We start from the raw sequence: 13,488 nt of genomic DNA on the forward strand, positions 1-13,488 counted from the left end.
GCGCGCTCAGGCGGCCTGACCGGCGCACCAGCCGGACGACCAGGCCCACTGGAAGTTGTAGCCGCCCAGCCAGCCCGTTACGTCGACCACCTCGCCGACGAAATGCAGGCCGGGCACGCGCCGGGCAGCCATCGTCTTCTGGTCGAGCTCGCGCGTGTCCACGCCGCCCAGCGTCACTTCCGCCTTGTTGTAGCCCAGCGTGCCCGACGGATGCAGCGCCCAGCCCTTGAGCTTGGCCGCGACGTCGGCCAGCGCGGCGCGCGGCAGCTCGACCAGCGCGCTGTCCCATCGGCCGCCGCCTTCGAAATCCACCCACTGCTGGGCGAAGCGCTTCGGCAGGTGTTCCGCCAGCAGCCCAGCCAGTGTCTGCCGGCCAGCACGTGCCGATTGCAACCAGCTCTCCACGTCGTCCACGTCCGGCAGCAGGTCGATGCGCACCGGCTCGCGGCCACCCGCCTGCTGCCAATAGCTCGAAGCCTGCAGGATGGCCGGGCCGGACAGGCCGCGGTGGGTGAGCAGGGTCTGTTCGCGGAATTCCGGGCCGTCGCAGGAGGCGATCGAATCGAAGGAGGCGCCGGACAGTTCGCCGAAGCGCGCCAGCCACTCCGGGTCCAGCGCCAGCGGCACCAGTGCCGGCTTGGGCGGGACCACCTTGAGGCCGAACTGCTCGGCCACCTTGTAACCGAAGGGGGTGGCGCCGATCTTGGGCACGGTGAGCCCACCGGTGGCGATCACCAGCGAGGCGGCGAAGCGCGCCCCTTGGTCGGTGTCGACGCGGAACAGATCACCTTCGCGCGTGACGCCCGCTACCGCTGAAGGCTGTTGCCAGCGCACGCCGCCAGCGTCGCACTCGTCCTTCAGCAGATCGATGATCTGCTGCGAACTGTCGTCGCAGAACAGCTGGCCCAGCGTCTTCTCGTGATAGCTGACGCCGTGCCGTTCGACCAGCGCGACGAAATCGCGCGGCGTGTAGCGCGACAGCGCCGAGCGGCAGAAATGCGGGTTCTGCGACAGGAAACAGTCCGGCCGCAGATCGCGATTGGTGAAATTGCAGCGGCCGCCGCCGGAAATGCGGATCTTCTCGGCCAGCTTCGGGTAGTGGTCGATCAGCAGCACGCTCCGGCCGCGGCTTCCCGCGGTAGCGGCACACATCAGGCCGGCCGCGCCGGCGCCGATCACGATCACGTCGACATGCATGGACGGGGAGGGCGGAAGGACGAAAGGCGCGAGTGTAGCGGGCGGCAGCGCAAACCCGGGGCCTGAAGTAGCATCGCCGGATGCGATTCATTCATTCCTTGCGCCGCGGTTCGGTGCGCACCCGGCTGGTCATGCTGGTGCTGGCGCCGCCGCTGCTGATGCTGCCGCTGCTGATCGGGCTGGTCGTGCACTGGGGCAATTCGGCCTACGACCAGTTGCTCATCTACAAGGTGAATGCCGAACTGACCATCGCCCGCCAGTATTTCGACCGCGTGCTCGACGGCCAGAAGCAGGCGATCGCCGGGCTGGCCGCATCGGGCCGGCTGCGCAGCGTGCTCGACAACCCGGTCAGGCTCGGTACGCTGCTGGCCGCACAGGCCGGTTCGCAGCACTTCGACTACCTCTATGTGCTCGATCGCCAGGGGCAGGTGCGTGCAGCATCGAACGGCGCGAAGCCCGGCGAGGCGCGCGCTGACTGGCCGGTGGTGCGCGGCGCGCTCGAAGGCGAGGCCCGGGTTGCGCTGTCGGTGTTCGACGCTGCCCGGCTCGACGCGATAGGCCCGCCGCTGCTCGAACGTGCCCGTCTTGCCATCGTGCCGACCACCAACGCCCGGCCCGACCCGCGCAGCGAGGAAGACCGCGGCATGGTCATCCACATCGCCGTGCCGATACTCGACGCGCGGGGCGAACAGATCGGCGTGCTCGAAGGCGGTCAGCTGCTGAACCGCAACCTCGACTTCGTCGACACCATCAACGACCTCGTCTACAACGACGGCGCCTTGCCGCTGGGCTCGCGCGGCACCGCCACGCTCTTTCTCGACGACGTGCGCATTGCCACCAATGTGCGCATGTTCGGCGGCGACCGCGCGCTCGGCACGCGCGTGTCGTCGGCGGTGCGCCATCGCGTGCTCGACAACGGCGAACGCTGGCTGGACCGCGCCTTCGTCGTGAACGACTGGTATGTGTCGGGCTACGAACCGGTGGTCGATGGCGACGACCGCCGCATCGGCATGCTCTACGTCGGCTTTCTCGAAGCGCCGTTCCGCGAAGTGAAGCAGAACATCCTGGCGGCGCTGATCGGCCTGTTCGCGCTCATCATGGCCACCGGCGTCGTGCTGTCGCTGCGCGGCGCGCGCAGCATCTTCCGGCCGATCGAGCGGATGGACGCCACCATCGGTGCGGTTGAGAAGGGCGACGCGTCGGCGCGCACCGGTGCCGTCGAGGGGGGTGAAGAAATCGCCCGTCTGGCCAGTCACCTCGATACGCTGCTCGATACGGTGGCCGCGCGCGAAGCCGAACTGAAACAGCTCAACGCCGAACTGGACCAGAAGGTGGTCGAACGCACCGCCGAACTGCGCGAGGCGCAGCGCCAGCTGGTGCGCTCGGAAAAGCTGGCGGCGATCGGCCAGCTCACTGCCGGTGTGGCGCACGAGATCAACAATCCGATCGCCGTGATGCAGGGCAATCTCGACCTAATGCGCGCCTTGCTCGGCCCGGCCGGCAATACGGTGAAGACCGAAGTCCGCCTGCTCGACGAGCAGATCAACCGCATCCGCGTCATCGTGACCAAGCTACTGCAGTACGCGCGGCCGGGCGAGTTCGCAGGCTACGTCGACGAGCTGGACACCGCCACGCTGCTGCACGACACGCTGCCGCTGGTGCAGCACCAGGCGCGCAAGTCCGGCGTCGACATCGTGTTCGATACCGCGGCGACGACACGCGTGCGCATCAATCGCGACGAATTGCAGCAGGTGCTGGTGAATCTCATCGTCAATGCGCTGCACGCGATGCCCGACGGCGGCACGCTGACGCTGGCGACGCGCGACAGCGCAGATCCGGCGGGCGCACGGATAGACGTGCGCGACACCGGCCACGGCATCGCGCCCGAACACATCGGTCGCGTGTTCGATCCCTTCTTCACCACCAAGCGCTCCGAAGGCACAGGCCTCGGGCTGTCGGTGTCGCTCGGTCTGATCGAGCGCTATGGCGGCACCATCACGGTCACCAGCGCGCCGGGCGAGGGCACCTGCTTCAGCGTGCACCTGCTGGCGGAACCGCAGTTCCGCGGCGCCGAGGGGCCGGCGCACGCGTAAGGGCGGTGTCGCGGCCTTGGCCGGCTTCGATGCGGGTCGCCGTCGCGAGCAAGCGCGCTCCCACTGAACCTTCGCTCGGGCGGCTGCTCTGGCGTGGTTCTGTGGGAGCGGTCTTCCGACCGCGACGGGGCTGTTGATCCAGCGCCGACTCCTGTCCCCGCCGCCGTCGGCCGACAACAGAAGGGCGCCAGTGATCTGCCGCCGGCTGACGCGTCAGCGCACGATGGAGAAACCGACCCGGAACTGCGCCGGACCGCTGCGGTTGTAGTCGATCAGGCCTTCCCCGTAGCCATTGAAGTACTGGAAGTGCAGGAAGCCGCCAGCGCCGGCGTCCGCCAGCAGGCGGCGCTTCAGGCGGTAGGACAGGTCGAGCTGCAGTGAGCCCTGGTCGCCCGGATAGCTTTCGGCCTTCAGCAGCCAGCCGTCGTCATTGCCGACTTCCAGGCCGACCAGCGCGTAGCCGCGGTACTTCGAAATGTCGCGGTTGGTCGGGTCGCGGTCGGTGTAGTCGAACAGCTTCACCGAGGCGCCGATGTGCGTGTTGTGGTCAATGTCCCAGCGCCAGGACGGTTTCACGAACAGGGTGTCGATCGAGCGCGATTCGCTGCCGTCGCGGCCGTTCGACTGGTGTTCGTAACCCGCCTGGGCGCTCACTGTGTGACGCGAGCCGATCTGCCGGTAAGGGCCGAACTCGTAGAAGAAGCTGGGTTTGTAGGTGGTGTCGCGGAAGGGTTTGGAGTCGCCGCTCCAGTCCCAGGTCGAGGTCTGGGTGTAGCCGAAGTGCAGGCCGGTCAGCAGTTCGCCCAGCGGCAGTTCGGTCGCCCAGCCTTCCGGGTCGAAGATGCGGTACTTGAACGACAGCTGGAAGCGCGCCGTGGTGTCGCCACGCGAGCCGGCGACGAAGTAGACCGGTTCGTGCGTCCCCAGACCGATGCGATTGCGGCCCAAGTTGACCACGCCCGCCGGTTCGGCGTCCTGGTCTTCGGGCGCGGCGGGACGTGTGGCGCCGGGTGTCGTGATCGCGACGGCGCCGGCGGCCAGTGGTGCCGGTCTGAGCTGCACCAGCAGCACGCTCGACGCAGCCGACGTCAGTTCCAGGCGACCGGTGCCTTCGAGATCGGTCGGGAATACTGCCGAGTAATCACGGCGACCGCCCTGTGCCGGCGCGGTCGCCCGCAGCGTCACGTCGGCGGCGCGGGCGCCGACGATGATGCGCGCCTTCAGTTCGTCGGGCAGCGCTTCGCTGGCGGTTGATACGACGGTGAGCGTGAGCGGCAGACCGGGGTCGATCACGGTCTGCCGCGTGGCGAGCAACAGGTCGGCCTGTGCGGGCGCTGCGAGCAGCGCGCCGAGCAGCGCAAGCAGTGGTGCGGATCGACGGGAAGACGCGGCGTGGCGCGGGCGGATCATGGCGAAGCTCCAGGGTGGACTGCCCGCGATTCTGCCTTGCCGCCGCCCGCTTGCGCTGTCGGCATGGACCGACCACGCGCAGGCGCCGTCCTACCGGGTGCTCACCACAGCGTTTCCCGTTCCGGCGACGCGCTGATGCGATGGATCGCGAGGTCGGCGCCTTCGAATTCCTGTTCCGCGTCGAGCCGGAGGCCGACGAAGACGCGGATCGTGCCGTAGATGACGAAGCCGCCTGCCAGCGCAATGGCGACGCCCGCGACGGTGCCGACCAGTTGCGTCATGAAGGTGACCGAGCCGAGACCGCCGAGCGCTTCCAGCCCGAACAGACCGGCTGCGATGCCGCCCCAGGCACCGCACAGACCGTGCAGCGGCCACACGCCGAGCACGTCGTCGATCTTCCAGCGGTTCTGCGTCAGCGTGAACATCAGTACGAACAGGCCGCCGGCGACCGCACCGGTGGCCAGCGCACCGAGCGGGTGCATCAGGTCCGAGCCGGCGCAGACCGCGACCAGTCCTGCAAGCGGGCCGTTATGCACGAAGCCCGGGTCGTTGCGGCCGGCCACCAGCGCCACCAGCGTGCCGCCGACCATGGCCATCAGCGAATTGACGGCGACCAGGCCATTCACCGCTTCCAGCTTCTGTGCGCTCATGACGTTGAAGCCGAACCAGCCGACGGTCAGGATCCATGCGCCCAGCGCGAGAAAGGGAATGCTCGACGGCGGGTGGGCAGAGATGCCGCCGTCGCCTGAGTAGCGGCCGCGCCGTGCGCCGAGCAGCAGCACGGCGGCGAGCGCGACCCAGCCGCCGAACGCATGCACCACCACGGAGCCGGCGAAGTCATGGAAAGGGGCGCCGAACTGCGTTTCAAGCCAGTTCTGGAAACCGAAGTTGGCGTTCCACACCATGCCTTCGAACAGCGGATAGAGCAGGCCGACGATCAGCGCGGTCGCCATCACCTGCGGCCAGAAGCGCGCGCGCTCGGCGATGCCGCCGGACACGATGGCCGGGATTGCCGCCGCGAAGGTGAGCAGGAAGAAGAACTTCACCAGGTCGTAGCCACTCGACTGGGTGAGCGAGGCTGCACTGCCGAAGAAATGCACGCCGTAGGCAATGCCGTAGCCGATGAAGAAATACACCAGCGTCGATACGCAGAAATCGACCAGAATCTTCACCAGGGCGTTCACCTGGTTCTTGCGTCGCACCGTACCGACTTCGAGGAAGGCAAAGCCGGCGTGCATCGCCAGCACCATGATGGCGCCAAGCAGGATGAACAACACGTCGGCCGAGGTCTTGAAACTGTCCATGAGGGCTCCGGAAATCACAATCGCGGTGCGTTTAGCAAGGAGCGCACCAGAATGTGTCGGTCTGATGACGGTCGATGCACGGTGATTGAGCGTAATCCGGAGTGCCGCACCAGGCCGTGCTCCCGGCACTGCTCACTGGTCGCTCTTTGGTTGCACTGAACTGGGGCGCGGCCTGTTTTCAGGCACTAAAAGTGTGCTTGCTGAAACAAATTCGATCAAAATGCCCTGCTGTGGTGCAAACAGCCTTAGTGCGTGATTCAGGAGACAGCGTTGAAGTACAGCAATTTCAAGTCGTTCGTGAGCGTCGTCGAGGCGCGCAATCCGGGGCAACCGGAATTCATGCAGGCGGTCACCGAAGTGATGGAGAGCTTGTGGCCCTTCATCGAGGCGCATCCGCGTTACGCCGAACAGGCCCTGCTCGAGCGACTGGTCGAACCCGAGCGGGTGATCATGTTCCGAGTCAGCTGGGTCGATGACAAGGGCGAGGTGCAGGTGAATCGCGGCTACCGCATCCAGCACAGCTCGGCCATTGGCCCCTACAAGGGCGGCATCCGCTTCCACCCGTCGGTGAACCTGTCCATCCTGAAGTTCCTGGCTTTCGAGCAGACCTTCAAGAACGCGCTTACCACGCTGCCCATGGGCGGCGGCAAGGGCGGCTCGGACTTTGATCCGAAGGGGCGCAGCCAGGGCGAAATCATGCGTTTCTGCCAGGCTTTCGTGTCCGAACTGTTCCGCCATATCGGCTCGGATACCGACGTGCCGGCTGGCGACATCGGCGTCGGTGGTCGTGAGGTCGGCTATATGGCCGGCATGATGAAGAAGCTCAGCAATCGCGCCGACTGCGTGTTCACCGGCAAGGGCCTGAGTTTTGGCGGTTCGCTGATCCGTCCGGAAGCGACCGGCTACGGCACCGTCTACTTCGCCGAGGAGATGCTGTGCCACGCCGGCCATTCGATGGCCGGCCTGCGTGTCGCCGTGTCCGGCTCGGGCAATGTGGCGCAGTACGCGGTGGAAAAGGCGATGGCGCTCGGCGCCAAGGTGGTGACGGTGTCCGACTCTGGCGGTACGGTGATCGACGAGGACGGATTTACGCCGGAGAAGCTGGCCATCCTGATGGACGTGAAGAACGTGCAGTACGGCCGCGTCAGCGACTACGCGAAGAAGGTGGGCGCTGCTTTCGAGGCGAACATGCGGCCGTGGCGGGTGCCGGTCGATGTCGCGCTGCCTTGCGCGACGCAGAACGAACTGGACGAGAGCGATGCGCGCACGCTGATCGCCAACGGCGTCCGCTGCGTGGCCGAGGGCGCCAACATGCCGTCGACCATCGAAGCGGCCAAGGCATTCGAGGCAGCCGGCGTGTTGTACGCGCCGGGCAAGGCATCGAACGCAGGCGGCGTCGCGACTTCGGGTCTCGAAATGAGCCAGAACGCGATCCGCATGAGCTGGACCCGCGACGAGGTCGATACCCGTTTGCTGCACATCATGCAGGGCATCCACGGCGCCTGCCTGCAGTACGGCAAGCGCAAGGATGGGCGCGTCAGCTACCTCGACGGCGCCAATGTCGCCGGCTTCGTCAAGGTGGCCGAGGCCATGCTGGGGCAGGGCGTGGTCTGACGGACCTGCTCCCGCCTGGCGCCGCCGTGCGGGAGAGCGGTGCTCGCGACATCGGCCGGGGTGCTGCAGCGACGCGTTGCCGTGCATCCTGGCCAACAAAAAGCCCACTCCGCGGAGTGGGCTTTTTTGTGGAGCAGTACTTCGATTACTTCAGGGTGATTGCCAGCGAATCGGCCACGTAATCGATGTTCTTCGAGTTCAGCGCGGCAAGGCAGATGCGGCCGGTGCTGACCGCGTAGATGCCGAATTCGTCGCGCAGGCGGTCCACCTGGGCCACCGTCAGGCCGGTGTAGCTGAACATGCCGCGCTGGCGCACGACGAAGGAGAAGTCGCGTGCAACGCCACGGGCGGCCAGCTTGTCGACCAGACCGGTGCGCATGGCGCGGATGCGCTCACGCATTTCGCCCAGTTCCTGTTCCCACATCGTGCGCAGTTCCGGCGTCGCCAGCACCGAAGCGACGATGGCGCCGCCGTGCGTCGGCGGGTTCGAGTAATTGGTGCGGATGGTGCGCTTGAGCTGGCTCAGCACGCGCGCCGACTCGTCCTTCGACGCGGTCACGATGGACAGCGCGCCGACGCGCTCGCCGTACAGCGAGAAGGACTTCGAGAACGAGCTGGAAATGACGAAGCTCAGGCCGGACTGCACGAACTGGCGCACCGCCACGGCGTCCTGGTCGATGCCGTCGGCGAAGCCCTGGTAGGCCATGTCGAGGAAGGGCACCAGGTTGCGCGACTTGCACACCTCGACCACTTCGCCCCACTGGGCGTCGGTCAGATCGGCGCCGGTCGGGTTGTGGCAGCAGGCGTGGAGCAGCACGATCTGGTTGGCCGGCAGCGCCTTCAGGTGGGCAATCATCGCGTCGAAGCGCACGCCGCGGGTGTCGGCGTCGAAGTACGGATAGACATCGACTTCGAAGCCGGCGGCTTCGAACAGTGCGCGGTGGTTTTCCCAGCTCGGGTCGCTGATGTACACCCGGGCCTGCGGCAGCAGACGCTTCAGGAAGTCGGCGCCTATCTTCAGTGCGCCGGTGCCGCCCAGGGCCTGGGCGGTGACCACGCGGCCGTCGGCGGTCAGGGCGGCGCCCTGACCGAACAGCAGGTCCTGCACCGCCTTGTTGTACGCCGGCGCACCTTCGATCGGCTGGTAGCCGCGCGGCGGTGCATTCTTCATGCGCGCCTCTTCGGCAGTACGCACCGCGCGCAGCAGCGGCAGCTTGCCCGCGTCGTCGTAGTACACGCCCACGCCCAGATTCACCTTGGTGGTGCGGGTATCAGCGTTGAAGGCTTCGGTCAGGCCCAGGATGGGGTCGCGCGGGGCCATCTCGACGGACGAGAATACGGACGGGTTCATGCGTGCTCCGGTGTGCAGGGTTGGTTTGCCCGGTACGGGCGGTGCGTCGTGCTATTAAAGATAGGTCGAAAAACGGACAACAATCGCGCTAATGTCTGCCTTTGCCCGAACGCCGCCGAAGTCGCGCGGTCATCAGGCTGCAAACGATTTGTGCAACGCAAAATTCTACCATGTCGGAAACTGTCGCCGCACCCGCCTTGTTAACCTTTGACAACAGCCCTTACCGGCTGCACCAGCCCTTCCCGCCGGCCGGCGATCAGCCGGGCGCAATCGCCAAACTGGTCGAGGGTATCGACGACGGGCTCATGTTCCAGACCCTGCTTGGCGTGACCGGTTCGGGCAAGACCTTCACGATGGCCAACGTGATCGCGCGCACCGGTCGCCCCGCCATCGTGATGGCACCGAACAAGACGCTGGCCGCCCAGCTCTACTCGGAATTCCGCGAGTTCTTCCCGGAAAACGCGGTCGAGTACTTCGTCAGTTACTACGACTACTACCAGCCGGAAGCCTACGTGCCGTCGAAGGACCTGTTCATCGAGAAGGACAGCGCCATCAACGAGCACATCGAACAGATGCGGCTGTCGGCGACCAAGAGCCTGATGGAGCGGCGCGACGTGGTCATCGTCGCGAGCGTGTCGTCGATCTACGGTATCGGCGACCCGGTGGATTACCACGCGATGATCCTGCACCTGCGCGAAGGCGGCACGCTGCACCAGCGCGACATCATCGCCCGGCTGGTGCAGATGCAGTACCAGCGCAACGACACCGATTTCAAGCGTGGCACCTTCCGCGTGCGCGGCGACGTGATCGACATCTTTCCGGCCGAGCATGCCGAGAACGCGCTGCGTGTATCGCTGTTCGACGATCAGATCGAGGAACTGTCGCTGTTCGACCCGCTGACCGGCCAGGTGCGCAGCCGCATCGGCCGCTTCACCGTCTATCCGTCCAGCCACTACGTGACGCCGCGCGCCACCGTGCTGCGCGCGATCGACGCGATCAAAACCGAACTGGAAATGCGCTCGAAGGAATTCGTCAGTCAGCACAAGCTGGTCGAGGCGCAACGCATCGAACAGCGCACCCGTTTCGATCTCGAAATGCTGAACGAACTGGGCTTCTGCAAGGGCATCGAGAACTACTCGCGCCACCTGTCAGGCCGCCAGCCGGGCGAGCCGCCGCCGACGCTGATCGACTACCTGCCGCCGGACGCGCTGATGTTCATCGACGAGTCGCACGTGACCATTCCGCAGATCGGCGGCATGTACAAGGGCGACATGGCGCGCAAGACCAATCTGGTCGATTTCGGCTTCCGCCTGCCGTCGGCGCTGGACAACCGGCCGCTCAAGTTCGATGAGTTCGAGAAGCTGATGCCGCAGACCGTGTTCGTGTCCGCCACGCCGTCCGCCTACGAGGCCGCCAACCAGGGCCAGGTGGTGGAGCAGGTGGTGCGGCCGACCGGCCTGGTCGACCCGGTGGTCGATATCCGCCCGGCGTCAACGCAGGTGGACGACCTGCTGGGCGAAATCCGCAAGCGGGTCGAGGCGTCCGAGCGGGTGCTGGTGACCGTGCTCACCAAGCGGCTGGCCGAGGACCTGACCGACTACTTCAGCGAAAACGGTGTGCGCGTGCGCTATCTGCACTCGGACATCGACACGGTCGAGCGCGTCGAAATCATCCGCGACCTGCGGCTGGGCGAATTCGACGTGCTGGTGGGCATCAACCTGTTGCGCGAAGGCCTGGACATCCCCGAGGTGTCGCTGGTCGCCATCCTCGACGCTGACAAGGAGGGCTTCCTGCGTTCGGAGCGCAGCCTGATCCAGACCATAGGCCGGGCGGCACGACATCTGCACGGCACCGCCATCCTGTACGCCGACAACATGACCGACTCGATGAAGCGCGCCATCGCCGAAACCGAGCGGCGGCGCGCCAAGCAGATCGCGCACAACGAGGCGCACGGCATCACGCCGAAGGGCGTGGTCAAGCGGATCAAGGACATCATCGACGGCGTCTACGACCAGGAAGAGGTCGCGCGCGAACTGATGGTGGCCGAGGAACACGCCCGCTTCGAGGCGATGAGCGAGAAGGATCTGGCGCGGGAAATCAAGAAGCTCGAAAAGGAAATGGTCGAGCACGCGAAGAACCTGGAGTTCGAAAAGGCGGCCGAGGCGCGCGACCGGCTGTTCAAGCTGCGCAGCGGCGCTTTCGGCGCTGCGGCCCACTGACGACGCGCGGCGCTCCCTTTCATGAGCGCATGGGCGGCCGGCAAGGCTGATCGCCGCTGAAGCAACGCGGTTCGCGAGGTCGCCCGATCGACGACGCCTCCGTGATGGGCAACCGCCGCGCGACGCGAACCCCGGTCGTGGATCACGGTCGACTGAGGCGCGCGAGCCCACCGGCACCCGCAAACGATATCCACCTCTCCCGCACGATGTCCTTCATCCGCCATCTCTGCTGTGTCCTCGCGCTGACCTGCGCCGCGCCCGCGCTGTACGCCGCGCGCAGCGAAGCTCAGGGCAGCCCGCGAGCAACCGTCGCGCTGCTGTCGGCGACCGACGTCGCCGCGCCCGGGCAGACGCTCGATCTCGGTCTGCACTTCCGCTTCCAGCCAGGTTGGCACATCTACTGGATGAATCCGGGCGACGCCGGCCAAGCACCGCGCATCGAGGTGTTCGCGCCGGCAGGTTCGACGCTCGGCGAAGTGAGCTGGCCGGCACCGGAGCGCCACGTAGATGGGCCCATCACCACCTTCGTCCATCAGGGCGAGGTGCTGCTGCCCTTCACGGTAACGCTGCCGCCAGCCCTCGCCGGCGCAGCCGCGCTGTCGGTCAAGGCGAACTGGCTGGTGTGCAAGGACATCTGCATTCCGGAAGAAGGGGTGTTCAGACTCGAATTGCCCGTCGGTCCCCCGCAAACGGGAAGCGATGCAGCACTGTTCGACGCGGCGCGCGCGGCGATGCCGACGCGCAGCGAATGGCGCGCGACGGTCGATGCACAGGGCGTACTGACGCTGGAGGGGACGGGCGCCGGCAGCCTGCAGTCGGCCGACTTCTTTCCGGCCGACTGGGGGCGCGTCGTGCACGGCGCGGCCCAGACCCTGAACACGGCAGGCGATGCGGCGCGCATCGCGTTGACGCCCGGTCCGGATTTCGACCCGGCCAAGGCGCTCGAGGGCGTGCTGCGTGTCCGCGGTGCAGACGGCGTCGAACGGGCGCTGTGGGTGGCGACGCCGGGCGAGTCGCCGGTTCGTACGCCGGTGCTCAGTCTGGCGGCGGCCGATGCCCTGCCGCCTTCAGGACCGGCGAGTCCGGTCGCTGCGCCTGCGGACGAGGGGTTGCTGTGGCCGCTGCTGTTCGCGTTCGCCGGCGGCCTGCTGCTTAACCTGATGCCCTGCGTGTTCCCGGTGCTGGCGATCAAGGCCTTGTCGTTCGCGAGGATGGGCGGCGACCGCGCCGCGGCCGTGCGCCTGCAGTCGCTCGCCTATTGCGCTGGCGTGGTCGCCAGCTTCCTGCTGCTGGCCGCACTGCTGCTTGCCGTGCGCGCCGCCGGCAGCCAGGCCGGGTGGGGTTTCCAGTTCCAGTCGCCGGTGTTCGTCGCCGCCATGGCCACCTTGCTGTTCGGCATCGGGCTGAATCTGTCCGGAGTGTTCGACATCGGTGCCCGGCTGACGTCCGCCGGCGAATCGCTGGCCTCGCGCGGTGGACTGGCGGGCAGCTTCTTCACTGGCGTGCTGGCGGTGGTGGTTGCGACACCCTGCACGGCACCCTTCATGGGCGGGGCGATCGCGGCTGCGCTGGGCGCACCGGCGCCGGTGACCGTGGGCATCTTCGTCGCGCTCGGACTGGGCATGGCGCTGCCCTATCTGCTGTTCGCCTTCTTTCCTGCGATGGCTGCGCACATGCCCAGACCGGGCGCCTGGATGGAGCGACTGAAGCAGGCGCTGGCCTTCCCGATGTACGGCGCGGCGGCCTGGCTGGTCTGGGTGCTGAGCCAGCAGAGCGGGGCCGATGGCGTGCTGCACGCGCTGGCTGCGCTGCTGCTGGTGGCGCTGGCGGCCTGGCTGTTCGGTGTGGCGCAGCGCGGTGCAGGGCGCGCCTGGGGCTGGCGCAGCGCGGCGGCACTGGCGCTGCTGGCCGGCCTGCTGGCGCTCGGGCGCACGCCGGAGCCGGCGGCGGCCGTCGCGCAGGCGGCCGAAGGCGCCTATTCGGTGCAGCGTCTGGCCGATCTGCGCGCCGCCGGCCGACCGGTGTTCGTAAACATGACAGCTGCCTGGTGCGTCACCTGTCTGATGAACGAAAAGGTGGCGCTGTCGACCGATGCCGTGCAGCGCGCCTTCGCCGACCGGGGCGTCGTCTACCTGAAGGGCGACTGGACGCGCGCCGATCCGGACATCACCCGTTTCCTGCAGTCGCACGGTCGCGACGGTGTACCGCTCTACGTGTATTACGCACCCGGCCGGGAGGGCATTGTGCTGCCGCAGATACTGACGCCGCAGATCGTGCTCGATCACATCGCTTCATGAGGA

Annotated in this window: 8 protein-coding genes; 4 read left to right on the forward strand and 4 right to left on the reverse strand. The window is 67.0% G+C overall.

Annotation, left to right across the window (positions count from 1 at the left end; all coding sequences use genetic code 11):
* Positions 1 to 6: 6 nt before the first annotated feature.
* The gene (locus tag WDZ97_RS03405) at positions 7 to 1,197 is read right to left on the reverse strand and encodes an NAD(P)/FAD-dependent oxidoreductase (RefSeq protein WP_304003171.1); all 1,191 of its coding nucleotides are present in this window, start codon (positions 1,195 to 1,197) and stop codon (positions 7 to 9) included.
* A gap of 80 nt (positions 1,198 to 1,277) precedes the next feature.
* Between WDZ97_RS03405 and WDZ97_RS03410 the strand changes: the two genes are divergently transcribed.
* Positions 1,278 to 3,290, forward strand: a complete 2,013-nt coding sequence (locus WDZ97_RS03410; RefSeq protein ID WP_425761796.1) for a cache domain-containing protein — start codon at positions 1,278 to 1,280, stop codon at positions 3,288 to 3,290.
* 213 nt (positions 3,291 to 3,503) lie between these two features.
* Here WDZ97_RS03410 and WDZ97_RS03415 read toward each other — a convergent pair whose 3' ends face one another.
* Both WDZ97_RS03415 and WDZ97_RS03420 read right to left on the reverse strand, forming a co-directional pair.
* Positions 3,504 to 4,700: a phospholipase A gene (locus WDZ97_RS03415; RefSeq protein ID WP_304003174.1), complete on the reverse strand. Its 1,197-nt coding sequence runs from the start codon at positions 4,698 to 4,700 to the stop codon at positions 3,504 to 3,506.
* Between the two features lie 101 nt (positions 4,701 to 4,801).
* Complete coding sequence (locus WDZ97_RS03420; protein WP_304003175.1) at positions 4,802 to 6,004, reverse strand: ammonium transporter; 1,203 nt, start codon at positions 6,002 to 6,004, stop codon at positions 4,802 to 4,804.
* Positions 6,005 to 6,274: 270 nt separating this feature from the next.
* Here WDZ97_RS03420 and gdhA point away from each other — a divergent pair, with 270 nt between their 5' ends.
* Positions 6,275 to 7,618, forward strand: coding sequence for an NADP-specific glutamate dehydrogenase (gene gdhA, locus WDZ97_RS03425; protein ID WP_020164988.1), 1,344 nt, complete (start codon positions 6,275 to 6,277; stop codon positions 7,616 to 7,618).
* 145 nt (positions 7,619 to 7,763) lie between these two features.
* On the opposite strand, the gene WDZ97_RS03430 is transcribed toward gdhA, so the two are convergent.
* Positions 7,764 to 8,969: an amino acid aminotransferase gene (locus WDZ97_RS03430; RefSeq protein ID WP_020164987.1), complete on the reverse strand. Its 1,206-nt coding sequence runs from the start codon at positions 8,967 to 8,969 to the stop codon at positions 7,764 to 7,766.
* Between the two features lie 170 nt (positions 8,970 to 9,139).
* Between WDZ97_RS03430 and uvrB the strand changes: the two genes are divergently transcribed.
* The gene (gene uvrB / locus WDZ97_RS03435; protein ID WP_425761797.1) at positions 9,140 to 11,188 is read left to right on the forward strand and encodes an excinuclease ABC subunit UvrB; all 2,049 of its coding nucleotides are present in this window, start codon (positions 9,140 to 9,142) and stop codon (positions 11,186 to 11,188) included.
* A 206-nt stretch (positions 11,189 to 11,394) separates the two neighbouring features.
* Complete coding sequence (locus tag WDZ97_RS03440) at positions 11,395 to 13,485, forward strand: protein-disulfide reductase DsbD family protein (protein WP_425761798.1); 2,091 nt, start codon at positions 11,395 to 11,397, stop codon at positions 13,483 to 13,485.
* Positions 13,486 to 13,488 lie beyond the last annotated feature (3 nt).

It is taken from the genome of Methyloversatilis sp. MC4-4 (assembly GCF_049843555.1).
Classification (GTDB): Bacteria; Pseudomonadota; Gammaproteobacteria; order Burkholderiales; family Rhodocyclaceae; genus Methyloversatilis; species Methyloversatilis discipulorum_B.